Here is a 23,554-nt window from a genome sequence, read left to right as displayed (position 1 = left end):
CGCCGGCGGGGCGGCTCAGCCGTTGCCGCCGCGCGGGTCGGTGCCGGCCAGGCTGTGCCCGGCGAGCGCCACGCGGTTCCAGACGTTGATGGTGAGGACCAGCCCGAGCAGCTGTCCCAGCTGCTTGTCGTCGAAGTGCGCGGCGGCCCCGGCGTAGACGTCGTCGGGCACGCCGCCGTGCGAGATCAGCGTGACGGCCTCGGTGAAGGCGAGCACCGCCTGCTCCTTCGGGGTGTAGAAGTGCCGCGCCTCGCGCCAGGCCGACAGCACGTACAGCCGCTCCTCGCGCTCGCCGTGCTTGCGGGCGTCCTTGGTGTGCATGTGGAGGCAGTACGCGCAGCCGTTGATCTGCGAGGCGCGGATCAGCACCAGGTCGACCAGCGTCGGGTCGAGGCCGGCCCGGGAGGCGGCGTCGAGCCCGATGACGGCCTTGTAGACGGCGGGCGCGGCGGTGGCGAGGTCGATGCGGGTGTCTGCTGACGATGCCGTCACTGCTGTCACTTCTGCCGCTGGGGTCTCTGGCGTCACAGGGGTTTCTGATGTCGTTGTCATGATGATCAGCCTAAAAGCGGTGGTGACCGGGCGTAGAGTGCAATTCCATGACAGATGGACGGGTCAATCCCGCAGAGACCCCACCCCCCGGGTGGGCGGAGGCCGCCGCGGGTCTCGGCCGTGACCTGCACCTGGAGCTCGCCGGCGACCGTGGCGGCGGCCGCGGCGGCAGGTGGGCGGTGCTCGCCGGGGCGCTGCGGGAAGCCATCCGCAGCGGCCGGCTTCCGGCCGGCACCCGGCTGCCGCCCTACCGCTCGCTGGCCGCCGACCTGGGCATGGCCAGGAACGCGGTCGCGGACGCCTACGCCGAGCTGGTCGCCGAGGGCTGGCTCACCGCACGGCAGGGCTCGGGCACCCGGGTCGCCGAGCGCGCGGCGCCGCCCGCCGCGCCCGACCCGGCACCCGCGCCCGCGCCCCGGCCGGCCTTCGACCTGCGGCAGGGGGTGCCGCTGACCGGGTCCTTCCCCCGGACGAGCTGGCTGGCCGCGTCCCGGCGGGCGCTGACCGCCGCGCCCAACGACGCCTTCGGGCCCGGCGATCCGCGCGGCCGGATCGAGCTGCGCCGGGCGCTTGCCGGCTATCTGGCCAGGGCGCGCGGGGTGCGGACCTCGCCGGGGCGGATCGTGGTCTGCTCGGGGGTGGCGGGCGCGCTGCGGCTGCTGGCGACCGTCCCGCAGGTGCGCTCGGCGCCGGTCGCCGTGGAGGCGTACGGGCTGCCGCAGCACCGGGCCATCCTGACGGGGGCGGGCCTGCGCACCCTCCCGCTGCCGGTCGACGGGCGCGGCGCCGACCCGGCGGGGCTCGCGGCGAGCGGCGCGGCGAGCGTACTGCTCACTCCCGCGCACCAGTTCCCGACCGGTGTCGCGCTGCACCCCGACCGGCGGGCCGCGGCGGTCGGTTGGGCGCGGGAGACCGGCGGGCTGGTCTTCGAGGACGACTACGACGGCGAGTTCCGCTACGACCGGCAGCCGGTGGGGGCGGTGCAGGGGCTCGACCCGGAGCGGGTGGCGTATCTGGGCTCGGTGAGCAAGAGCCTGTCGCCGGCCGTGCGGATCGGCTGGATGGCGCTGCCCGCGCATCTGGTGGACGCCGTCGTGGCGGCCAAGGGCGAGCGGGAGCCGTCGGTGAGCGTGCTCGACCAGCTGGCGCTGGCCGAGTTCATCGAATCCGGTGGCTACGACCGGCACTTGCGCGGCATGCGGCAGCGCTACCGGCGGCGGCGCGACCAACTGGCCGCGGCACTGGCCGAGCAGGCCCCGCAGGTCGAGGTGACCGGCATCGCGGCGGGACTGCACGCTGTGCTGCGGCTCCCGGCGGGCACGGAGGCCGCGGTGGCCCGGGACGCCGCTCTCCAGGGGCTGGCCGTCGAGGCGTTGACGGGCTTCCGCCACCCGGACGCGGCCCCCGGCGGTGACCGTGACGGCCTGGTGGTCGGATACGCGGCACCGCCCGACACCGCCTTCGCGGCCGCCCTGGTCGCCTTGTGCCGGGTGCTGGCCGGGGCGTGACCGCACGCGATCGGGGGCGGGTTGTCCGAAAAGCCGGTGGACGGTGCGGCCGCTCGCCATGATGGAGGTGGCCGGTTACGTGTCAGGGGGATGCGGTGGACGGGTCGGTGAACGGCGGGGTGGCGGCGCAGCAGCTGGCGGAAGGCGTCGCGCTGCTCGCGGACCGCGCGGGCGCGGGCCTGTCGGCGACGCTGATCCGCCAGTCCCTGCGCAGGGCCCGGTCCGCGGCGGCGCGCGTGTGCTTCGTGGGCGGGACGAACACGGGCAAGTCCCAGCTGGTCAACACCGTTGTCGGAGCAGCGCTGTTACCGGTCTCCGTACGCCCGGGAGCCGACCCGCCCGCGCTCGTACGGTCCGCCGGGGCGGCGGCGGGCGGGTCGGCGGGCGCGTCGGCAGGTGACGTATCGGCCGACGTGTCAGCCGACTTGTCGGCGGGCGGCTACCGGGTGGTCGCGGTGCCCGCGAGTGCGGGTGACGGGTGGCTGGCGGGGGCGGGGCTCGAACTGGTCGAGACCCGGGGGTGGGACACGTGGGTGGCGGACGCCGCATCGCCTGCGCCCGCGCCCGGCAGGGGAGTTGCACCGCGCGGCATACCGGCGGCCCTGCCCGGGAGGGGAGTCGTGCCCGGTACGTCCCTGCCGGGAGCCGGAGTTGCGCCCAGCGCGTTATCCGCGGACGGGGATGCCCCCGACGCGTCCGGGACGTCGGACGGGAGCAACGACGTACTCGTAGCCTTACGCCCGGCGCAGGACGGCGGTTCCGCCCGGCTCGTCGCGGACTGCGACGCGCTGGTCGTCGTCATCCAGGCGGAACGCGCCCTCACCAGCACCGAGCAGGCCGCGGTCCGCGCGCTGGCCGCCGAACCGCACTGCCCGCCGCTGCTGGTGGTCGTCACCGCGCTCGACCGGGTCGGCGAGGAGAGCGCGGGGGACGGCAGCGAGGCCGCAGAGGTGATGCACCGGGTGCGCCGCCGGATCCGCACGCTCGCGCCTGAGGCGCTGGTGCTGCCCGGGCCCGGGGTGCCGGCCGACGCCGACCGGCTCGCGCAGGTCCGCGACGCGCTGACCGCGCTGACCGGCGCCCGGCTGCGGCTGTCGCTGCGCGGCGAACGCCGGCTGCGGCTGCTCGCCGCGACCTGCGCGCTGGTCGCCGACGCCGCCAGGCGGGCCGTCGCCGAGGCGGTTCCCGGCGATCCGCTGCGGGCCAGGGCCACCGAGGTGTGGCATGCCGCGCGGGAGGGCGCCGTCTACGAATGGGTGGGCCTGGCCGCCGCGTTGGACCACCGGCGGGCGGACCTGCTGGCCCGCGTCGCCGCCGAGGCGGGCCGCCGCAGGGCCGCCTGCATCGCCGCGCTGGCGGCCGAACTGGCCCAGGCGCCCGAAGCGCCGGCCTTCGTACGCCTCCGGGTCCGGCCGCAGACGGACGTCGCGCTGCAGGAACTCCAGGCGTGGATCGCGGAGGAGATCACGGCCGCCTTCGCCGCCGACACCGAGTGGCTGCGCGAGGCGCTGACCCGCGGGCGGCCCGGCACCGACCTCTTCGCCGGCCTGGCACCGGTCGGCGCGGCCGCCACCGCGATACCGGTCGCCGCCCCGTCCCCGGCAGTCAGCGACGGCGGCTGGGACGCCTCCTGGCTGCCCGACGTGCTCGGGCCCGCCGTCGAGGGCGTACTCGCCCCGCTCGCACCCGAGGTCATCGCCCGGGCCCTGGGGGCGGCGGCCGGCGCGCTGCTCGGCGACGCCGTCGAACGCGGCCAGGCCCAGCGCCTCGACCGCACCGCCGACGCGCTGGAGCACACCGTCGCGGCGGCGTTCACCGGCCATCTGGCCCGCGTAGAGGAACGGCTCGACCAGCTCCACGCCCAGCTGCTCGGCCGCGCGAGGGAACGCGACGAGCAGTGGTGGCGCCTGAACACCGCGGCACTGACCGCCCATCCGGACTCGGCGACGCACTGGCGGACGCTCCTGGCGGAGGCGGTATCGCTCGGCGAATCGGTGGCCGCCCGACTGGCAGCACGGGAAGAGGCGTGATGCACCACAACGCGAACGGCGCGAACCGCGCGAACCGCGCGAACCGCGCGAACGGCGACTCCGGCCGTTTCGACGGCTGGCAGACCAGGATCGGCGAACTGCGGCAGATCTACCTGAAGATCCGGCGGGTCGCCGAGGAGTCGGCCCGGCTGACCGGCGGCAGCGACGGCGACCTGCGGCTGCAGCAACTCACCCGCACCGGCAGCGCGCTGGAACGGGAGACGTTCCGGATCATGGTGCTCGGCGAGTTCAGCAGCGGCAAGAGCACCCTTATCAACGCCATGCTCGGCAAGAACCTGCTGCCCGCCAAGGCGAATCCGGCGACCGCCTTCACCACGATGCTGCGCTGGGGCGAGACGGAGAAGGCCGAGCTCTACCGCACCGCCGACCGCAGGGGCGGCCCGACGGTCGTCGGCATCGAGGAGTTCAAGCGCGAGGTGACGCTGCAGTTCGACGCGGTCGGTGAGCCGCGCGAGCCGGCGTTCGCGCTGGCCGTGGTCTCCCAGCAGCTCGAACTGCTCACCAACTCCGTCGAGATCGTCGACTCCGCGGGCGTCAACGAGAGCCCGGAGCGCGAACTGGTCACCCTGAGCTTCCTCGAACAGGTCGACGCGGTCGTCTACGTCACCGACGCCAACCGCCCGTTCAGCACCCACGAGACCCAGCACTACCTGGGCCATGTGCTGCAACTGGGCCACCGCGACGTCTTCTTCGTGGTGAACAAGTTCGACCACGTCCCTGATGACGAGCAGGCCGAGGTCATCAGCCGCTGCCGCAGCACGGTCGCCCAGGTCGGCGCCGCCTACGGCGGCTTCTCCGCCGTGAACGTCTTCTTCGTCAGCGCCCGGGACGCGCTGCGCTCCCGGCTCGACAGCGACGCCGAGCTCGAACGCGCCTCGGGGATAGGTTCGTTCGAGCGTGCCCTGGAGTTGTTCTGCCTCCAGGACGCGGCCCGCGTCAAGCTGCTGCGGCTCGCCGAATACCTCCGCTACAACGCCGTCGGGCTGCGCGGCCGGCTGCACAACGAGAGCAGCATCCTCGACCAGTCCGCGGAGCGGCTGCGCGCCATGCTCGAACAGAGCCAGAGCACCCAGGACCAGTTGCAGCACAATGTCGCGCAGATCCGGGAGCACATCGAGGAATGGATCATCGACGTCGAGCACCGGATCAGGATCGCCCTGACCGACTTCCTGGTCAGCCTGAGCGAGCAGGTGCCGGGCTGGACCTCCCAGCACAGCCCCTGGCTCGACGCGCTCGGCCAGCGGCTGACCAGGGAGGGCCGCGAGACGATGGTCAGGAAGATCTTCGACGGCTACCGCAGCATCCTGCAGCGCCGTATGCAGATCTTCTGCACCGAGACGATCGAGCCGCTGATCGCCGACCACCAGGAGAAGCTGATCACCAGGCTCGACCCGCTGCTGCGCGAGCACGAGGCCGCCTTCGAGGTGCTGCACAGCGAGCTGACCGGTACGGCCGTCGGGACCGTACCCGGCTACCTGCTGCGGATGCTCGCCACGTCGGTGGGCGAGCAGGCCGGCGGCCGCGGGGTGCTCGACGGGGTGCCGCTGCGGCTGCGGCCCGGATCCGTCCTGGTCGCCGGGGCGGGCGCGGGCGCCGCGGCCGGCGGCGGGCTGTCGGCGGCGACCGCGGCCGGGCTGATCGCGCTGGGCTTCTCGCTGCCGCCGCTGGGGGTGACGCTGGCGATCGGGGCCGCGCTCGGCCCGCTGATGGCGGCGGCTTCGCTGGTGCTCTCCGGCGGCAAGCTGCGCGGGCGGGCGGCGGACGCCTTCGCCGAGCAGATGCGGCATTCGGCGGCGACCTCGGCGAAGGAGTACGCCAGCAGCCGCACCCACGATCTGCGCGAGGTGTGGCGGGGGGTCTCGCTCGCGCTGAAGGCCCGCCTTGAGGAGCTGATCGGCGGGGTGCGGCGCAATGTGCAGGGCAGCAGGCAGGACGAGCAGAGCAAGCTCGCGGCCCGCAGCCAGCTCTACGCGTTCGAGCGCGAGCTGACCGCGATCGAGGCGGAGATCAGCGAATTCCTGCTGCCGTACCTGCCGGACATCCAGGACCTCGCGGACCCGGGGGCGGGGCTGTAGGGCGGGCGGCGCCGGTGATGCGTGTGGGGCTGGTACGGGTCGCGGGGCTGGTACGGGTTGCGGGGCCGTCGCGGCGATGGCCGCGGGACGGCCCGCGGAGCGGCCTCACAGCTGCGTGACGTCCAGCTCGCCGTCCGCGTAGGACTTGCGGATCACCTTCTTGTCGAACTTGCCGACGCTGGTCTTCGGGACCGTCGGGATGATCGCCCAGCGCTCAGGGACCTGCCAGCGGGCGATCCGGCCGGCGAGGAAGTCGTACAGCTCGGCGTAGCCGGTCGTCGCGCCGTCCACCAGCACGACGGTGGCCAGCGGCCGCTCGCCCCACCGCTCGTCGGGGACGGCCACCACCGCCGCCTCGGCCACATCGGGGTGCGCCATCAGCTCGTTCTCCAGCTCGACCGACGAGATCCACTCGCCGCCCGACTTGATCACGTCCTTGGCCCGGTCGGTCAGGGTGAGGTAGCCGTCCGGTGAGATGACGCCGACGTCGCCCGTCCGCAGCCAGCCGTCCGGGCTGAACTTGTCCTCGGGCCGGAGCGGGTCGGCGCCCGCGCCGCCGTAGTACGACCCGGCGATCCACGGGCCGCGTACCTCCAGCTCGCCCGCCGACTCGTTGTCCCACGGCATCTCCGTGCCGTCGGGCCCGATCAGCCGCGGCTCGACCGAGGCCGGGAAACGGCCCTGGGTGATGCGGTACGCCCACTCCTCCTCGTCGGTGACGCCGGCGGGCGGCAGTGCCACCGTGCCGAGCGGGGAGGTCTCCGTCATGCCCCAGGCGTGGCAGAGCTGCACGCCCAGCTGCTCGTCGAAGGCCTTCATCAGCGCCGGCGGGCAGGCCGAACCGCCGATCGTCACCCGCTTGAGCGAGCTGACGTCGCGCGGCTTCGCGGTCAGCTCCGCCAGCAGGCCCTGCCATATCGTCGGCACGGCGGCGGCGTGGGTGGGCCGCTCGCTCTCGATCATCTCGGCGAGCGGCGCCGGCTGCAGGAAGCGGTCCGGCATCAGCAGGTTGACCCCGCTCATGAAGGCCGCGTGCGGCAGGCCCCAGGAGTTGACGTGGAACATCGGGACGACCGGCAGGGTCGTGTCGTGGTCGGTCAGCCCCATCGACTCCGCCGAGTTCACCTGCAACGAGTGCAGGTAGACCGAGCGGTGCGAGTAGACCACGCCCTTCGGGTCGCCGGTGGTCCCGGAGGTGTAGCACATGGCGGCCGCGCTGCGTTCGTCCAGCTCGGGCCAGGCGTAGGTGTCCGGGCGGTCGGCCAGCAGCTCCTCGTAGTCGTGCACCGCCGGGCGGCAGCCGTCCAGCAGGGCCAGATCGCCGGGGCCGACGACCACGATGTGCTCCAGCGGCTCCATGCGCGGCAGCAGCGGTGCGAGCAGGGGCAGCAGCGAGCCGTTGACCAGGACGACCCGGTCGGCGGCGTGGTTGACGATCCACACCAGCTGGTCGGCGGGCAGCCGCAGATTCAGGGTGTGCAGCACCGAGCCCATCGACGGGATGGCGAGATACGCCTCCAGGTGCTCGGCGTTGTTCCACATGAGGGTGGCGACCCGGTCGCCCTCGGAGACCCCGAGCCCCTCGCGCAGCGCGTTCGCCAGCCGCACCGCCCGCCCGCCCACCTCACGGAAGGTGCGGCGGTGCGGTTCGCCCTCGCCGGTCCAGGTCGTCACCCGGGACCTGCCGTGCACCACGGTCCCGTGCAGGAGGATGCGGGTCACGGTCAGCGGTACGTCCTGCATGGTGCTCAGCACAGCGGGCCTCCGGCGGCTACGTGAGGTCGGCGAGGTGGTACCCCGCGATTGTGCTGGCATACCGGGTGGTATGTCACTACCCGCGGGGCCGCCGCCGCGGACCCGTCCGCGCGTGCGGTGCCAGGACCGGGGCCCGGCGCGCACCCGGACCTGCGGCGGGCGTCATGTGGCGCCGGACCGCTGCGGGCCGCGTCGGGGACGGCGCGGGCCGACTCCGGTCGGCGCGGGGCGCGTCGGGCCTGGCTCAGCCCACGCCCAGCTCCAGCTCGGGATCGTCGCGCAGCTTCCCGAGCGCGCGCGAGACCGCGCTCTTGACGGTGCCGACCGAGACACCCATCGCCTCCGCGGTCTGCACCTCGCTCATGTCCTCGTAGTAGCGGAGCACCACCATGGCGCGTTGGCGCGGCGGGAGCCGGGCTATCGCGCGCAAAAGGGCGTCGCGCTGCGCCTGCTGCTCGGTCAGGTCGGGGACGCCGCCCGCCGCCGGCTCGGGCAGCTCGTCGGTGCTGAACTCGTCGACCTTGCGCTTGCGCCACTGCGAGGTCCTGGTGTTGACCAGGGTGCGCCGGACGTAACCGTCGACCGCCCGGTGGTCGTCGATCCGGTCCCAGGCCAGATAGGTCTTGGTCAGCGCGGTCTGCAGCAGGTCCTCCGCGTCGGCCGGGTTGGGGGTCAGGGAGCGCGCGGTGCGCAGCAGCGTCGGGCCCTTGGAGCGTACGTAGGTGGTGAACTGCTTCGTGCTGGCGCTGGTGCACACAGGCGTGGTCATGGCTCCACGCTAGGAGGCGCGGGGCCCTCAGCGGATCGGCCGCAGGTGCCGAAAAGAGATCCCTCTCAGGTCGTAGGGAGGGGGCTCTCCCCACCCCCCGAGGGGGGAGCCACCCGCCCGCGTCCCGCAGGGGATACACCTGAGGTCGTCACCGCGGCGGTCGGGGAAGTAGGCCCGCGGGATCAGTCGTCCGCCCGCGGGCCGCTCCCGGAGCGGTACGTGCGCCGCCCTCGGCGTCAGCCGACGACGGCGACCGGGGCGTCGATCAGGTCGCGGTCGATGGACAGCTTCTTGCCGCCGTACGACTCGGTGACGCTGCCGGTGTACTGGTGGATTCGCGCGTGCGACGCCCAGGCGTCGTCGCTCAGCGCCGGCTCGTCGGTCAGCGTCGCGCTGACGCCCCAGCGGGCGTACCAGACGACGTCCGGCAGGTCGGCGACACCGGCCCTGCGGGCGGTCTCGATGTGCTTGATGCCGGAGTCGGCGCTGCTGTAGAAGCCGGCCAGATAACCGGCCGCCCGCACCTGGCGGTCCCAGCCGCGCACGAAGGTCAGCGTCGCGTCGGCGCAGTCCGAGTCGCCGATGTTGTACGACTCCATGTCGAGGTAGAGCGCGCTGCCCCTGCCCAGGCCGAGCGCGTCGGCGCTGCTGACCGCGTCCTCCCCCTCGGTGCCGCCCTGCGTCGCCGCCTGCGCAGGGTCGATGCGGTAGGGATTCTTGTTGGAGCCGCTGACGCACGGGCTCTGCGAGCCGACGTAGATCGGCAGCAGGCTCCACCCCGCGTCGGTGGTCTGGCGCACCCAGTCGGCGGTCAGATGGAGCTGGCTCTTGCAGGCCCGCGCCCGGCCGCCGAAATAGATCCCGACGGCGCGATAGGCGGACGACGCGCGCCACGCCCGCATCGTCGCCAGATCGGGGGCCTGGCAGGTGTCGAACCCGCGACCCTGGAAAATACGGGGTGCGGTGTCCCCCCGGTTCGCACCGGCGGCGCCGGACTCCGCGGCGGCACTCGCCACGGGAAGGAGCACCCCGGTCAGGGTCAGGGTGCCGGCGAGCAGGCGGCGGACATAACGGATAAGAATACTTTTTTTGCTCATTCAGCGAGTGAACGTGGCGAGCGGCCCCGCGCCGCGCAGACACGCCGCCGCACACCCGTCCGCGACGGCCTTCCGGAGCAGCGTCCAGGACTGTCCACAGCCTGTGGACAACGATCACCGAGGCAGCGGATACCACGGCGGGCGCGCGACGGCACGGGGATACCGTCGCGCGCCCTGGCCGGATTCAGCCGGCCGGCGCGTCCTCAGCGCGCGGGCACCGGGGCCCCGGAACGTCACAGGGCCGGGGCCTCCGGAGGGTCACCAGAGCGGTGAGAAGTGGACGTTGGCCGTGTTCTGGCCGATGGCGGTGAAGCCGGCGCCGGCCACGCTCGCCGTGTTGTTCTGGTTCGACGCGCCGGCGCCGGTGGCGGCCTGCTGGGTCGTCGTCACGTTGCCGAAGTTGCCGCCGCCGACGTTGCCACCGGAGTTGCTCACCACCGTCGCGTTCGAGTGGTCACCCGCGAACGACCCGTCGTCAGCCGCGGCGGTGCCGGCGAACAGCAGCGCCGCGACGGGCAGCGCGGCCACGGCGGCCAGGACACGGACGGTACGGATGCTTGCCATGGTGTTCCCTCCCAGGGGACTGAATTGCGGACTCGGACCTGCTGTCTGCGGTGGAGCGGCCGGCCGGCCGCTCCACCTGTACTTCCGACTTCCGACGGCGTCGCCGAATCCAGACTTGCCCAGCACATCCGCACCGAACGCCCCCGATTGATCCAATTCCCTCGCACGCGTGACGATCTGTCGACAAACCTCCACAATGACCGTTTTTGTGGCATGCGGCGGGGCCGTCAGCGGGACCGGCTGAGCCAGTCCTGGTAGTGCGTCGGCGCCAGGTGCGCGTCCGGCCCCCCGAGGAGCACGTCACCGTTGACCGCGGCGAACATCCCGGCCTGGTCGTCGATGACGACGGGCCTGCCGTCCCCCTGCGCCGCCAGCGTGACCTCGCCCAGCTCGTTGAGCGGGAAGACGTCCGGGCCCGCGACGTTGCGGATCCCCCGCAGCGGCGCGCCGGTGGCGACCTCGACGACCGCGGCGGCCACGTCGGCGGCCGCGATCGGCTGGATCCGGGTCGCCGGAAGCCGCACGGTCTCCGCGTCCGAGGTCCAGGACAGCACCGCGTCCATGAACTCGAAGAACTGCGTGACGCGGACGATCGAGTACGGCGTCGGGCCCTGCTGGAGCAGCTCCTCCTGGAGCGCCTTGGCGCGGTAGTAGTCCAGCTCGGGCACCTGGTCCACGCCGACGATCGACAGGATGACCTGGTGCCCGACCCCGGCCTTCTCCCCCGCCGCGAGCAGGTTGCCCATCGAGGTGCGGAAGAAGTCCAGCGACGCCTCGTCGAAGGTCGGCGAGTTCGCCAGGTTGACCACGACGTCCGCGCCCGCGACCGCCTCGCTCACCCCCTGCCCGCTGATCAGGTCGACCCCGGTGGACAGCGCCGCAGGCACCGCCTCGTGCCCGGCGTCGGCCAGCGACCTGACCACCTGCGAGCCGATCAGCCCGGTACCGCCGATGACGGTGAACTTCATGATGTCTGCCACCTTTCGCGGCATGCCGCACACCGCGTGGCGCCGGGCATGCCGGAATCGAGGGAGGACGCGCCTCCGTAACTCGGACACTTCTTATCCGGGATAATAGTCGGATAGTCTTTGTCCGAGTCAAGCGGAGGGAGTGCGAGCCCGATGAAGTTGTCCGGTGGAGTCGAGTGGGCCCTGCACTGCTGCGTCGTCCTGACCTCGGCGACGGAGCCGGTCCCCGCGGCGCGCCTAGCGGAACTGCACGACGTCTCCGCCAGCTATCTGGCCAAGCAGCTTCAGGTGCTCTCCCGCGCCGACCTCGTGCACTCCGTCCAGGGCAAGGCAGGCGGATACGCCCTGACCAGGCCTCCCGCCGAGATCACCGTCCTGGACGTCGTCACGGCCATCGACGGCCCGCAGCCCGCCTTCGTCTGCACCGAGATCCGGCAGCGCGGCCCGCTGGCGGCGCCTCCCGAGGCCTGCACGCGCCCCTGCGCCATCTCCCGCGCGATGGCCACGGCGGACGCGGCTTGGCGGGCAGCGCTGCAGGCGATATCCGTCGCCGACCTGGCGACGAGCGTCAATGACGACTACGGGACCGGCACCATGGCGAGCATCCGGACCTGGCTGTCCGGCCCGGCGGAGCATGCTCCGGCGGATTCGTCCGCCTGACCGCCGGGGCGGGCGGTCATCCACCTGACCCCTGGGGCCGGCGGTCATCCACCTGACCCTGGGGCCGGCGGTCATCCACCTGACCCTGGGGCCGGCGGTATGCCCGCGCAGCCCTCGTGGCGGGGCTGTCGTGGCGCGACAGCCCCGCCACGAGGCGGGGCCGGGGCACCCCGGGGCGCTTACTTGGCCAGGCTCTTGAGGATCTTCCCCACCTTGGCGCCGACCTTCGCCCCGACGGCGCCCCCGGCGCCGGCGGCGGGGATGACGAGGTGGGCCCCGACCACCGTCGCCGCACCCGGCGCGGCGACGCTGCCCGCGGCTGTGGCGCTGGCCACCCCGAGCAGGCTGCCGGCGAACCCCACCACCACACCGACCGCGATGCACGCGTGCTCGACGCCCGAATCGGCACCGACGGACGCCTCCGCCATCCCCTTCGCCAAGGCCCTGCTTGCCTTCGTTGCCGCGATACCGATCGACATGACCGCCCCCCTGGGCCGTAGTCCCGGAGCATCCGTTTTACTCGGATCTGCTCCCTCGCGGGCACTATGCCCACTCGGCCGGACTTACGAACGGAGCAACCAGCCCAATCCGTCACACATACGTACCGCGACAGGGCCCTGGCGGCCCGATGTGTAGGCGGCGTCAGCAGAATTGAGGGCGCGGCGTCGCCTGCTCCCTACGGCATCGTCAACACCTGTGGATCACGCGTCCTAAGCTCCCTGGATGACCAGCGACTTCCTTCTCACCGTTCTGGGATGCGCGGCGCCGTATCCGGGCGTGGACGACCCGTGCTCGGGCTACCTGGTGTCCAGCGGCGACACGAGCGTGTGGGTGGATGCGGGCACCGGCACGCTGGCGGAGTTGCAACGGCACGTGCGGCTGGACGAAGTCGACGCGATCTGGATCTCCCACCTGCACGCCGACCACAGCGCGGACCTGCTGACCGCCTACTACGCGGCCCTCTTCGCCGACATACAACTCCCGGCGCCGATCCCGCTGTTCGGACCGCCGGGCACCGCCGACCGGCTGGCCCACTTCCTCACCAACTCCTCGACCCGCAGCCCGGTCGAATCGGCCTTCGAGATCCACGAACTGCACGACGGCCACCAAGTGCAGGTCGGCGCGCTCACGTTGACGAGCAGGGCAGTGGCCCACGGCGTGCCGGCCTTCGCCCTGCGCATCGAGACGGCGGAGACGTCGCTGGTCTACTCGGGAGACACGGCGCCGTGCCCGAACCTGATGAGCCTGGCCGAGGGCTGCGACGTCCTGCTGTGCGAGGCCGAGAGCGCGCAGCCGGCGCCCGAACGGGTCCACCACACCCCCGAGGAGGCGGGCGAGACCGCCACCGCGGCCCAGGCGTCCCGCTTGATCGTGACCCACGTCGGCCGCGCCCTCCCCCGCGACCAGGCGGCCACCCGCGCCGCCACCCGCTTCGCCGGCCCCGTCGACTACGCGGCCCCGGGCGCCACTTTCCCCCTCGCCTGACCCGCACCCCGTGCCCCCGCGCCACTGTCCTCCCGCAGACAGGGAGCGGCCGGCAACGGCAGGGCGTGTACCCCGGTCGGAGATCCCTCAGGTGACCGCGCGGCGCGGGCCTTTGCGCCTGGGCGGCAGCACGGGGCCCGGTGAACATGCTTACCGGGGGCGGTAGTCGGGTGCTGGAGCGGCTCGGGAGCCGTCGGCGCGGATCGTAGACTCGTTCTCGATGTGATCACGAGACGCAGGAGGATTCGATCATGGGGAGCACCCCGACCCCTGAGCAGCCGATGACCCGCGAGGTGCTTCTGGACGAGCAGTTCCCGACGGCGCTGACGACTGATCGGGTCGAGGTGAGGCGCATCCACATCCTGGCGGGGCACCCGGCAGGGCGGCATGTTCACAACGGCCCGGTGTTCGGCAGCATCGTCGAGGGCTCGGTGCTGTTCCAGGTCGAGGGCGAGGACGAGGTGACCCTGCGTCCCGGCGACGTGTTCTACGAACCCGCCGGGGCCCCGATCGCGCACTTCGACGCGCTGGACGAGAACGTGACCTTCCTCGGCTACTTCCCCCTGGCCGCCGACCAGGAGCCCGGGTTGCTGTGAGGTCCCAAAACAACCTCCCCCGGCAAATCCCCGCCGCCGCGCCCTTCTTGAAGTGCCTCCAGTGCGGGGCGCCATTCCCAGCGAACGGCCAGGCGTTCCGAACCGCCGAAGCCGGGCGTCCCCGCGGGCGTCAACAAGGTTCGGGTACGCGCGATGAGCCCAAAGACGCTCTCCAGCCACGCCGGACCCCGGACGCACGAAGCCGGTCGTACTCCGCCCGCCCCGGATGCCCCTCCGTACCGGGCTTCCCGCGACCACGGACCCCGGCCTTCCGCGCCCACGCAGCCGCCGTGTGAGGGTTCGCCCCGACCACGCGAGCCGCACCCGAGATACTGCCGTTCTTCCGGTCCAGCGCTTCGAAGAACCTTGCCTTCAAGTCCCCAAAATCCACGATCCCCGCAACACCCTGAACTACAGGGTGTTGCGGGGATCGCTAGAACCCGCCTTCCCCTGGTCAGGGGCCGTTTCCATGGTGCTAGAGCGGAGGCTGTGGGATTTGAACCCACGGTGACATCGCTGCCACGACGGTTTTCAAGACCGTTCCCTTCGGCCGCTCGGGCAAGCCTCCTCGCTGCGCCCGTGGGCCCCGGGTGGGGGGCCTGGGCGTGCGGGGGACAGCTTACTGGGGGGAGTCGCCGACGCGGGAGCCGAGGGTGACGATGGTCGTGTGGGGGGTGCCGTTGCGGGTGTAGGCGATCGTGGCCTTGTCCTTGGGCTGGTGCTGCCAGATCTCGCCGATCAGGGTCTCGTCGCTGTCGATGATCGTGTGGTCGAACTCGGTGATCACGTCGCCGGGCTTCAGGCCGGCCAGGGCGCCGGGGCCGCCTGTCTCGACGGAGTCGCTGGAGGCGCCGATCTTGGCGCCGTCGCCCTGGAACTGCGGGTCGAGGCTGATCTTCATGACGGGGTAGACCGGCTGGCCGGTCTTGATCAGTTCGTCGGCGACGCGCTTGGCCTGGTTGATGGGGATGGCGAAGCCGAGGCCGACGCTGCCGCCCTGGGTGCCGGGCTGGGCGGTGCCGCCGGGCTGGATGGCGGAGTTGATGCCGATCACGGCGCCGTTGGCGTTGAGCAGCGGGCCGCCGGAGTTGCCCGGGTTGATGGACGCGTCGGTCTGGATCGCGCTCATGTACGACGCCGACGATCCCTGGCCGTCGCTGGAGGCGACCGGGCGGTGGACGGCGCTGACGATGCCGGTGGTCACCGTGCCGGACAGGCCGAAGGGGGCGCCGATGGCGATGGTGGCGTCGCCGACCGCGGCCTGGTCGGAGTTGCCCAGCGGCAGCGGGCTGAGGCTGACGCCCGAGGCGTCCTTCAGCTTGACCACCGCGACGTCGTAGCCCTGGGCGCGGCCCACGACCGAGGCGTCGTAGGTCTTGCCGTTGGAGAAGGTCACCGTGAGCTTGCCGCCGTCGGCGGCGGGGGCGACGACGTGGTTGTTGGTGAGGATGTGGCCTTCGGTGTCGTAGACGAAACCGGTGCCGGTGCCGCTCTCCTGGCTGCCGCTGGCCTTGATGGTGACCACGCGGGGGAGCGCCTTACCGGCGATGCCCGCCACCGAGGTGGGCGGGCGGTTGAGGGCCTTCTGGCTGCCGGAGTCGGAGACGGTGGTGGAGGAGGTGCCGCTGTTGTTGTTGTCGTTGTGCTCGGCCGCCCAGTAGCCGATGCCGCCCCCGACGCCGCCCCCGATGAGGGCCGCCACCAGGACCGCGGCGACCAGGCCGCCGACGCCGCGGCGCTTGCGGCCGCCTTCCGGCGGTACGGGCACGGGCGCGCCCCACACCGGGCCTTCGGGGCCGCCGCCGCCGTGGCCGGGCTGGGTCTGCGGCGAGTGACCGCTGGCATACGCCGGAGTGGCCGGCACGGCGTACGGGTCCTGGGGACCCTGCTGCGGCTGCTCCGAGCCGTAGGGGGGCTGGTCGGAGCCGTACGGGGAGGGCTGCTCCGCGCCGTACGCCGGCGGCTGCGCGTAGGCCTGCGCCTGGGCGGGCACGACGGGCGCGGCGGGGGGCGGGGCGTCGTGGACGGGCTGCTGCGGCACGGGGGCGTCGTACGCCGGCGGCTTCTGCGCGTCGTACCCGCTGTGGCCGTACGGCGTCGCGGCCGGGGGCTGCGGCGGGGAGGCGGGCTGCTGGCTCAGTGCGGCCGGGGGCGGGCCGTACGGCGACGGCGGGCCCACCGGCGGCGGTGCCTGAGCGGGAAGCACCTCGGTCCGGGCCGCCTCGGCGGCGGGCGCTGCCGGCGGGGCGGCCGGAGGAGCGGGGGCCTGTGCGGCCGAGGCACCGTCGGGCGCGGCACCGTCAGGCGCGCTCGCTGCCGACTCCGCAGCCGGGACGGATCCGGCTTCGTTCTCGGTGCTCACAGCGTTTCTCCTCGGGGTCAGGACAGGGTAGTGGGCCGAACACAGCATTTCCCACGGCGTGTCGGACCGCCGTAAGCGGTAGCTGTGCATGTCCGTAGGCGCGTGCGCGGGGCTGGTTCGCGTGACCACCGTCGGGCGGTGGCACCATGAACCGGTGACACATGCGCGCGCGATCCCGGAGACGTACCCGGACGGGCGACCTGTCCAGGTCGTCGCCCATCGGGGTGCTTCCGAGGATGTACCAGAACATACGCTCGCCGCGTACCGGAAAGCCATCGAGGACGGCGCCGACGCCCTGGAGTGCGATATCCGGCTGACCGCGGACGGTGAGCTGGTGTGCGTGCACGACTGGCGGGTCAACCGTACGTCCAACGGCCGCGGCGCCGTCTCCTCGCTCGAACTGGCCGACCTCGCGGCGCTCGACTTCGGCTCGTGGAAGGGGAAGTACGCCGACCCCGAGACCCCGGAGCGCCATGACCTGGCGGAACGCAGCCGGGTCCTCACCCTGCGGCGGCTGCTTGAACTGGTCGCCGACACCGACCGCAGGGTCGAGCTGGCGATCGAGACCAAGCACCCGACCCGCTGGGCGGGGCAGGTGGAGGAGCGGCTGATCGACCTGCTGCACCGCTTCGGCCTGGACCGGCCCGCGCCGGACGGTGCGGGCTCCCAGGTGCGGGTGATGAGCTTCTCGTCCCGCTCGCTGCGCCGGGTACGGCTTGCGGCACCGGCGCTGCCGACCGTGTATCTGATGCAGTACGTGTCGCCGCGGCACCGGGACGGGCGGCTGCCCGCAGGGGTGGGGATCGCGGGGCCGAGCATGCGCATCGTTCGCGCGAATCCTGGGTACGTGGCGCGATTGCATCGGGCCGGAAACCGCGTCCATGTGTGGACGGTGGACGATCCGGGCGACGTGGAACTCTGCGCCCGGCTCGGGGTGGACGCGATCATCACCAACCGGCCGCGCCAGGTGCTGGCCCAGCTGAGCAGCCTGTACGGTCCTCGCCTCTGACATTGCCGCCGGGCGTAATCAGGTGTCCCATGCCGCCAGCATGCGCATATGACGCGTGCGTGACCGGCGCGCATATGGAGTGCGTCAAGAGATCGCGGTTGGCCTGTTTCCGGTCGAGTCCCAGAGGGCATCTCTCCCGTGGCGTGGGGTGAAAAGGAGGTCACGGGGGTGTCGTTGATGGTCGCACAGGAGGTGCCGACGTCCTCGACCATGGCCCTGCCGCATGGTCCCACCGGCGTCGCGGAGGCACGCAGACGAATGCGCGGGGATCTGTACGCGCAGGACGTGCCGGAGACGGTGATCGACGACGCGGTGCTGATCCTCTCCGAACTGCTCAGCAATTCCTGCCGGCACGCCCGGCCGCTGGGCGATCCGGGCGAGGCACTGCCGGGCCCGATGTCCGGCGCGAGCTCCGGCGGCCCCGGCGCGAGCCCTGGCGCGGTGTCCGGCACCTCGGGCGCGAAATCCGGCGCCCTGTACGAAGCCTTGTCCGATACGGCGGGGGCGACCGCCGGGGACCTCGGCACACGGCAGCCGCAGGCCGCGCAGTGCGCGCGGCAGGACGCCGGCGGCATACGAGCCGGCTGGTCCATCGGCACCGACGGCCTGCTCAAGGTCGAGGTCACCGATGGCGGCGGCCCCACCAGGCCGCGGCCGTCCAGCCCGTCGCTGACCGCGCGCGGCGGCCGCGGCCTGGGGATCGTGGACAGCCTGGCGCTGCGCTGGGGCGTACGGGACGACGCGCAGGGCCAGGTCACCGTCTGGGCGCTGCTGCCGGTCCGCGGGCGGCACGCCCGCCGCGACGACCTCGGCACCGGCGGTACGGGCATCGGCCTGCCCCGCGGCATCCCGCTCGACCTGCCGCTGGACCTGGCCGAGTCGCTGGACGACCTGAGCTGAGGCCTACGCCTGGAAGCCGCCGCCATGTACGACGGCTTCGGGCGGCCGTCACGTGAGCGCGGCCATGTACGCCGGCGTCAGCACGGACCCGGGTGTCCGTCCCTCCGGCCGCGCGCCAATCCTCAGCCGTGAGCCCGTATGCCTGTGCTGCCCGCAAGCCCGTACGTCTGCGCTGCCCGTACGCCGCTACGCCCGTGCGGCCCGCACCCCCGCGCCCGTCGTGGTCCTGCGGTCGTCCCGCCGGGCGCTAGGCTCGCGGCCGGAACACCGCCGCAACGGGAGAGACCGAGCCATGGCCAAGAAGCGCGCGACCGCCACCAGGAGCAAGGGGGCCGCTCAGGCCGCCATGACCGCGGAGGGAGCGGCCGTGCCGGTGGTCGGTGCGCGTGAGCCCTGCCCGTGCGGCTCGGGCCGCCGCTACAAGGCCTGCCACGGCCGCGAGGCCGCGCACGCGGTCACCGAGCTGATCCGGCGCCCCTTCGAGGGCCTGCCGGGCGAGTGCGACTGGGTGGCGCTGCGCGAGCTGGTACCGGCCGCGACCGTGCCGCTCACCCTCAAGGAGCAGCTGCCCGAGGGCGTGCCGTCGGTCACCCTCGGCACCGTGCTGCCGATGGCGTGGCCCGGGCTGCGCCGCGACACCGGCGCGGTACTGCTCGGCCTGCAGAGCGACACCGCCTCCGGCGACATCAGCCGCGACCTCGCCGACACCCTGGCCCGGGCGCTCACCGCCGAGCCCGGCAACCCGGTGGAGGGCCGCAGGCCCGCGCCCGACGGGCCTCGGCTGCAGGACCTGCTCGACCTGGACGCGGCATTCGTGCCCGAGGTCCACAGCGGCTTCGAATACTGGCTGGAGGACGCCGAGACCGCGTCCGGCGAGGTGGCGGCGTCGCTGGAGCGCGCCAACCAGGCGGCCATCCCGACCGTGCGGCTGACCGGCGTCGACGCGGCCTACTGGTGCGAGACGCCGGAGAAGAACCATCTGCGCTGGGTCATGCCGCACCCCGAGGAGGCGCTGCTCGACGCGATGGCGCGGCTGCACGCGGCGGGTGCGTCCTCGCTCGGCGAGGGGACCCGACTGGTCGGCTCCTTCCGGGCGCACGGGCTGACGGTGCCGGTCTGGGACCTGCCGGTGGGGATGAGCGCGGACGAGGTCGAGAAGCCGGCGGCGGCCTTCGGCGAGCGGCTGGCCGAGACGCTCGGCCGTTCCGGGCCGCTGACCGCGGAGGAGCGGCGGGCCAGGAGCGGCTTCACGAACCGGCAGATCACCCTCAGCTGAGGCCACCCGGGCCGGGCCGCCCCGCCCGGCCGGGGGAATCCGACTGAGCGGTCGGTCAGTGATTCCGGTCACAACTCCCTTGGATTCGCGGCGATTCGGCGCTCACGCCCCACACGGGGAATTTGCGTTCGGACGAAGTCTTGTTACCGTTTATTCAGCCCGGTCGCTGATGCATCCCCCGTCGTCAGCGACCGGGTTTTCGCCTGTCCGGGCACCTACCGGCCGTGGCGTCGGGCGCGGCTCGGTGACCCGACCGCGGCTGGAGCAGCCGCCGCCAGCCCTCGGTTCGGTCACCGTTCAGCCGCCGCCGATCACCGCTTCAGTCACCGTCCGCCGAGCCCGTCGGGCCGGCGTCGGGCGTGCGGTGCGGGGCGCTGTGGCCCGCGTTGCCGCGATGAGTGTCGTCGTGCGGCCCTCCGGTCGCCGCGGCCAGCGGAAGGACCACGGCGAGCGCCGCGACACTGGCGGCGGCGATCAGGCGCAACCTGTCACCCGTTTCCTGCGCCGGCTGGTGTGATGCCATGTGCCGCTCCCCTCCCTGCTCGATGGAATGCCGTGAACCGAACATAGCGGGCCGGACCATGACATCTGATTCAGGACCATGACGTCCGGTCGGCCCGTCGCCGTCACGGCGGCCCCCGAGGGCCACCCGTGGACGACGGCTACCCGAACGAGTGAGTGTGCGAAGCACACCCGTCCGTTCGAGCAGTCCAACGACGGTACGCCGCCCCGTGTGCGTACCCCGTAAACGCGCCCGGACGCGGGCAGGCGGGGTGTCGGCACCCGGATGCCCGCAATGGGCGGCAGGGTCGTACGACGTGGCAATGTCCACGTCGTACGACCCTGCCGTAGCTCAGGCCTTCACCGGGCCGGTCAGAAAGTCAGCCGATCGCCGTCCGGCGCCGTACGCCCCGCCCGGACCAGCGCGTCCACCAGGGTGGCGATGGGCGGCAGATAGGGCGCGGGGCCACCGGTCCGCCCGTCCGGCAGCGGCGGGCGCACCCAGCGCGACTGGCCGGCGCCGCCGCTCGACGGGGGCAGGCCCACGTAGCCGCCGTCCCCGTGATAGCGCAAGGACGTGGGGACCCAGTCGTGGCTGTCGAGCAGTTCGCCCAGGTCGGCGAGCGAATAGGGCGCGACCAGCAGGAGATAGCGGGTGGGGGTGGCGACAACGGGGCCGAGCCGGACGCCGAGCCGCTCCATCGCCTCCACCGCCCGCGCGCCGGCGACCGCGGGCAGGCTCGCCGCGGACACCCGGTCACCGGTGGCCAGCACCACCGGCGCGTCGGGCCTGCGGGTCCACCAGGAGCGCACCATCCGCGGGTCGCGGGTCGCGGCCAGCAGTCCGGGGTCGAGCGGGTGAGCCCCGGGCACCGGGCAGTTGGGGCGCGCGCAGGCGCAGGGCGGCGCGCCGGCCGTCCGCCACCCGCTGCGGTGGTCGAACCCGACGCCAGGTACGACTCGCCATTGCCACTGCTCTGCGTAGGTGAGCGCCGCGTTGAGCAACGCGGTCCGCTCCTTTCGCTGTAGTGAGAGCTTGCGTCGCCTTCCGAGGATCTCGCGCATCAGCGCTCGTTCCTTTCCGTTAACGCCCAGGGATCTGCCCATTACAGAACGTAACTTGTCGAGCACACCGCTTACGAGGCAGCGCATCACGCCGCCAGCCGAGCGTGGAACGTGACGGAGGGTAGCGCGCATATGGCGCTTGTCCGTTCGTGGTGCCCTGATCGTGACCCACTGATCGTGGTGCACGTCGGGCCCAGCACCCCCCGCCACCCGGGGTTGGGTCGGCCGTCAACTGATTACGTACATATGACGCTTGAGCCAGACTTCGGGTTCCTACCCATCGCCCGCAATATGACGCGCTGTTGGCTGGGATCAGTCGACAGCGCGCATAGGACGGGGGTGGCTGTTTTCGGCCAACGTATTGCGTGGAGGGCACCGACCGCAAGCGGTCCGACACCACTCCTTGTACCAGGACAATCCTGGACATGCCCACGATGAGGCGTGTAGAAGTGGGTTCCTTGATAGCGGCGCAGCACACATGGGGGTTTGCGATGCTAATCATGCAGGTGCTCCGCACACTGCGAACGAAAAGCGCTGATTGCCCCACCTGCTGGCCACCGGCCGGAAGTTCCCGGCCATGAACCCGGCCCGTGTCAGAAAAGTGGCCGGAAGCGAGCCACTCAGGCCCGCTGCGGCGCATACTCCCCCTGCGCCTGTCGCCACCACATCCTCCGTAGCGGCCACTCCCTCCCCGGCCGTCCCTGCTGCCCCGCCCGTACCGGCGGCCGAATCGGCCCCCGCGCGGCCGGGGCGCGACTCACCCGAACACGCGACCGCCATACAGGACCGGCTCGCGTCCTGGGTCTGCGACCTGTCCCTGCTGCACGAACTCACCGAACGGCTCGCCCGTACGAGGCTGCTGGACGACACCCTGCGTGAGGTCGTGCAGGCCGGAGCCTCGCTGGTCGGCGCCCGGCGCGGCCTGATCGCGCTCGCGCCCGCCGACGGCCTCGGCCCCGACACCACCGTGGGTTTCGGCCTCGGACACGCCGACCTGGGGGCGCTGGAAACGACGGAATTCGGCCGCGGCCCGGTGGACGCGCACGAGGCCGTGCACGCCGACCTGCGGCACGGCCCGCACCTGGACGCCCGGCAGCGCGACGTCGCCGCGCACCTGGGTCTCGGCGCCGCCTACGGCCTGGCGCTCATCGTGAACGGCACCGGATTCCCACCCCGTACGAGCAGCGCCTCCACAAGCGGCGCGGCTGCCTCCGCAACCACCGGCGACCCCGGCGCGGACCTGAACGGCCGTTCCGCCGACCTGAACGATCTCTCCACAGGCCTGGACGATCTCTCCACAGGATTCGCCGACTCCTCCACGACCGGCGGCGGTTCCTCCGCCACGGGCGCGGGGACGGCCGGCGCGGGTCTGAGCCGGCTCGGCAGCGTCGTCTGGTTCTACGACGAAGCCGCCGAGGCCGGCGACCGGCAGCGCCGGCTGACCGGCCTCTACCTCCGCTTCGCCAGCGAGCACATCGCCCGCGGCCTGGAGCTGGCCCGGGTGCGCCGGGCGAGCGCCGAGCTGGCCGCGGAGACGCTGCCCGCCCGGCTGCCGCGCGTCCCCGGCGTGCGGATGGCCGTACGCCACCGCACCGGGCCACGCGGCGGCGGCGACTGGTACGACGCGTTGCCGCTGCCGGAGGGCGCGCTCGGCCTGGCCGTGGGCGGCGTGACCGGTGCGGGGCCGGGAGCGGTCGCCGCGATGGGCCGGCTGCGGGCATCGCTGCGGGCGTACGCGGTGATAGAGGGCGAGGATCCGGTCGCGGTGCTGTCCGATCTCGAACTGCTGCTCAGGCTGACCGAGCCGGCCCGCTCCGCGACCGCGCTGTTCGGCCATGCCGGCGCGCCGCTGCCAGCCGGCGGACGCAAGGTGACGCTGGCGGGCGCGGGGCACTGCCCGCCGCTGCTGGTCGGCGACCACCGCTGCGAATTCGTCGAGACGTCGCTGTCCGCGCCGCTGAACATGCTCAGTTGCTGGGAGGCGCCCAGCGTCGAGCTGCACGTGCGGTCGGGCGAGAGCCTGGTGCTCTTCACCGACGGGCTGCTGCACCGTACCGGCGAGTCGGCCGACCGGGCCTTCGCGCTGATGCACGCGGCCGCGCAGAGGGCGCCGGGGCCCGTACGCGAGGAGCCGGGGCTGCTGGCCGACCACCTGGTGCACACGGTGCTGCCCGACGGCCTGGACACCACCGGAGGCGAGGAGGACCTGGTGCTGCTGGTGGCCCGTTTCGACTGACACCCCTCCCGCCTACGATGGGCGGACGGGGCCATCAGGAGGAGGCAGGGAAGTGGCGGAGGCCGACCAGCAGCAGGGCGTGACCGGGGACGGGCAGGCGCAGGGCAGTACGGCGCGGGACGCGC

Annotated in this window: 20 protein-coding genes and 1 tRNA gene; 10 read left to right on the top strand and 11 right to left on the bottom strand. The window is 72.9% G+C overall.

What is annotated here, in order from left to right; translation table 11 throughout:
* Positions 1 to 15 precede the first annotated feature (15 nt).
* A complete protein-coding gene (locus tag OG702_RS18695; RefSeq protein WP_327290032.1) occupies positions 16 to 552 on the bottom strand; it encodes a carboxymuconolactone decarboxylase family protein in 537 nt (178 codons plus the stop codon).
* A gap of 47 nt (positions 553 to 599) precedes the next feature.
* On the opposite strand from OG702_RS18695, the gene pdxR reads away from it, so the two are divergent.
* From pdxR to OG702_RS18680, 3 genes are all read left to right on the top strand, one after another.
* Complete coding sequence (pdxR, locus tag OG702_RS18690) at positions 600 to 2,060, top strand: MocR-like pyridoxine biosynthesis transcription factor PdxR (RefSeq protein WP_327290031.1); 1,461 nt, start codon at positions 600 to 602, stop codon at positions 2,058 to 2,060.
* Positions 2,061 to 2,155: 95 nt separating this feature from the next.
* Complete coding sequence (locus OG702_RS18685) at positions 2,156 to 4,090, top strand: hypothetical protein (RefSeq protein WP_327290030.1); 1,935 nt, start codon at positions 2,156 to 2,158, stop codon at positions 4,088 to 4,090.
* Positions 4,090 to 6,186: a dynamin family protein gene (locus tag OG702_RS18680; RefSeq protein WP_327290029.1), complete on the top strand. Its 2,097-nt coding sequence runs from the start codon at positions 4,090 to 4,092 to the stop codon at positions 6,184 to 6,186. Before OG702_RS18685 ends, OG702_RS18680 begins: the two co-directional genes overlap by 1 nt.
* 105 nt (positions 6,187 to 6,291) lie before the next feature.
* Here OG702_RS18680 and OG702_RS18675 read toward each other — a convergent pair whose 3' ends face one another.
* From OG702_RS18675 to OG702_RS18655, 5 genes are all read right to left on the bottom strand, one after another.
* Positions 6,292 to 7,941, bottom strand: coding sequence for a long-chain fatty acid--CoA ligase (locus OG702_RS18675; protein WP_327290028.1), 1,650 nt, complete (start codon positions 7,939 to 7,941; stop codon positions 6,292 to 6,294).
* Positions 7,942 to 8,185: 244 nt separating this feature from the next.
* On the bottom strand, positions 8,186 to 8,710 hold the full coding sequence (locus OG702_RS18670; protein WP_327290027.1) for a SigE family RNA polymerase sigma factor: 525 nt from the start codon (positions 8,708 to 8,710) through the stop codon (positions 8,186 to 8,188).
* Positions 8,711 to 8,946: 236 nt separating this feature from the next.
* The gene (locus tag OG702_RS18665) at positions 8,947 to 9,807 is read right to left on the bottom strand and encodes a DUF1906 domain-containing protein (protein WP_327290026.1); all 861 of its coding nucleotides are present in this window, start codon (positions 9,805 to 9,807) and stop codon (positions 8,947 to 8,949) included.
* A gap of 258 nt (positions 9,808 to 10,065) precedes the next feature.
* Positions 10,066 to 10,371: a hypothetical protein gene (locus OG702_RS18660; RefSeq protein WP_327290025.1), complete on the bottom strand. Its 306-nt coding sequence runs from the start codon at positions 10,369 to 10,371 to the stop codon at positions 10,066 to 10,068.
* Positions 10,372 to 10,598: 227 nt separating this feature from the next.
* Positions 10,599 to 11,339 (bottom strand): SDR family oxidoreductase, encoded by a 741-nt coding sequence (locus tag OG702_RS18655; protein WP_327290024.1) that lies wholly within the window; start codon positions 11,337 to 11,339, stop codon positions 10,599 to 10,601.
* Positions 11,340 to 11,492: 153 nt separating this feature from the next.
* Between OG702_RS18655 and OG702_RS18650 the strand changes: the two genes are divergently transcribed.
* Positions 11,493 to 11,999, top strand: coding sequence for an RrF2 family transcriptional regulator (locus OG702_RS18650; protein ID WP_327290023.1), 507 nt, complete (start codon positions 11,493 to 11,495; stop codon positions 11,997 to 11,999).
* 179 nt (positions 12,000 to 12,178) lie between these two features.
* Here OG702_RS18650 and OG702_RS18645 read toward each other — a convergent pair whose 3' ends face one another.
* Positions 12,179 to 12,478: a hypothetical protein gene (locus OG702_RS18645; RefSeq protein WP_327290022.1), complete on the bottom strand. Its 300-nt coding sequence runs from the start codon at positions 12,476 to 12,478 to the stop codon at positions 12,179 to 12,181.
* Between the two features lie 244 nt (positions 12,479 to 12,722).
* Between OG702_RS18645 and OG702_RS18640 the strand changes: the two genes are divergently transcribed.
* Together OG702_RS18640 and OG702_RS18635 are read left to right on the top strand one after the other, a co-directional pair.
* Positions 12,723 to 13,484, top strand: coding sequence for an MBL fold metallo-hydrolase (locus OG702_RS18640; protein WP_327290021.1), 762 nt, complete (start codon positions 12,723 to 12,725; stop codon positions 13,482 to 13,484).
* A 251-nt stretch (positions 13,485 to 13,735) separates the two neighbouring features.
* Positions 13,736 to 14,080, top strand: coding sequence for a cupin domain-containing protein (locus OG702_RS18635; protein ID WP_327290020.1), 345 nt, complete (start codon positions 13,736 to 13,738; stop codon positions 14,078 to 14,080).
* A 481-nt stretch (positions 14,081 to 14,561) separates the two neighbouring features.
* Here OG702_RS18635 and OG702_RS18630 read toward each other — a convergent pair.
* Together OG702_RS18630 and OG702_RS18625 are read right to left on the bottom strand one after the other, a co-directional pair.
* A tRNA-Ser gene (locus OG702_RS18630) sits at positions 14,562 to 14,648 on the bottom strand.
* A gap of 51 nt (positions 14,649 to 14,699) precedes the next feature.
* Complete coding sequence (locus tag OG702_RS18625; RefSeq protein WP_327290019.1) at positions 14,700 to 16,442, bottom strand: S1C family serine protease; 1,743 nt, start codon at positions 16,440 to 16,442, stop codon at positions 14,700 to 14,702.
* A gap of 154 nt (positions 16,443 to 16,596) precedes the next feature.
* Here OG702_RS18625 and OG702_RS18620 point away from each other — a divergent pair, with 154 nt between their 5' ends.
* The 3 genes from OG702_RS18620 to OG702_RS18610 all read left to right on the top strand — a co-directional run bounded on the left by OG702_RS18620 (position 16,597) and on the right by OG702_RS18610 (position 19,627).
* Positions 16,597 to 17,451, top strand: coding sequence for a glycerophosphodiester phosphodiesterase (locus OG702_RS18620; RefSeq protein ID WP_327290018.1), 855 nt, complete (start codon positions 16,597 to 16,599; stop codon positions 17,449 to 17,451).
* A 177-nt stretch (positions 17,452 to 17,628) separates the two neighbouring features.
* Positions 17,629 to 18,351: an ATP-binding protein gene (locus tag OG702_RS18615; RefSeq protein WP_327293281.1), complete on the top strand. Its 723-nt coding sequence runs from the start codon at positions 17,629 to 17,631 to the stop codon at positions 18,349 to 18,351.
* 292 nt (positions 18,352 to 18,643) lie between these two features.
* Positions 18,644 to 19,627, top strand: coding sequence for a DUF5926 family protein (locus tag OG702_RS18610; protein WP_327290017.1), 984 nt, complete (start codon positions 18,644 to 18,646; stop codon positions 19,625 to 19,627).
* Between the two features lie 319 nt (positions 19,628 to 19,946).
* On the opposite strand, the gene OG702_RS18605 is transcribed toward OG702_RS18610, so the two are convergent.
* Complete coding sequence (locus OG702_RS18605) at positions 19,947 to 20,150, bottom strand: hypothetical protein (protein ID WP_327290016.1); 204 nt, start codon at positions 20,148 to 20,150, stop codon at positions 19,947 to 19,949.
* 350 nt (positions 20,151 to 20,500) lie between these two features.
* Positions 20,501 to 21,193, bottom strand: coding sequence for a bifunctional DNA primase/polymerase (locus OG702_RS18600; protein WP_327290015.1), 693 nt, complete (start codon positions 21,191 to 21,193; stop codon positions 20,501 to 20,503).
* Positions 21,194 to 21,770: 577 nt separating this feature from the next.
* Between OG702_RS18600 and OG702_RS18595 the strand changes: the two genes are divergently transcribed.
* Positions 21,771 to 23,429, top strand: coding sequence for a PP2C family protein-serine/threonine phosphatase (locus tag OG702_RS18595; protein ID WP_327290014.1), 1,659 nt, complete (start codon positions 21,771 to 21,773; stop codon positions 23,427 to 23,429).
* Positions 23,430 to 23,554 lie beyond the last annotated feature (125 nt).

It is taken from the genome of Streptomyces sp. NBC_01198 (assembly GCF_036010485.1).
GTDB lineage: Bacteria > Actinomycetota > Actinomycetes > Streptomycetales > Streptomycetaceae > Actinacidiphila.
This window is presented reverse-complemented; position numbering and strand designations above follow the sequence as displayed.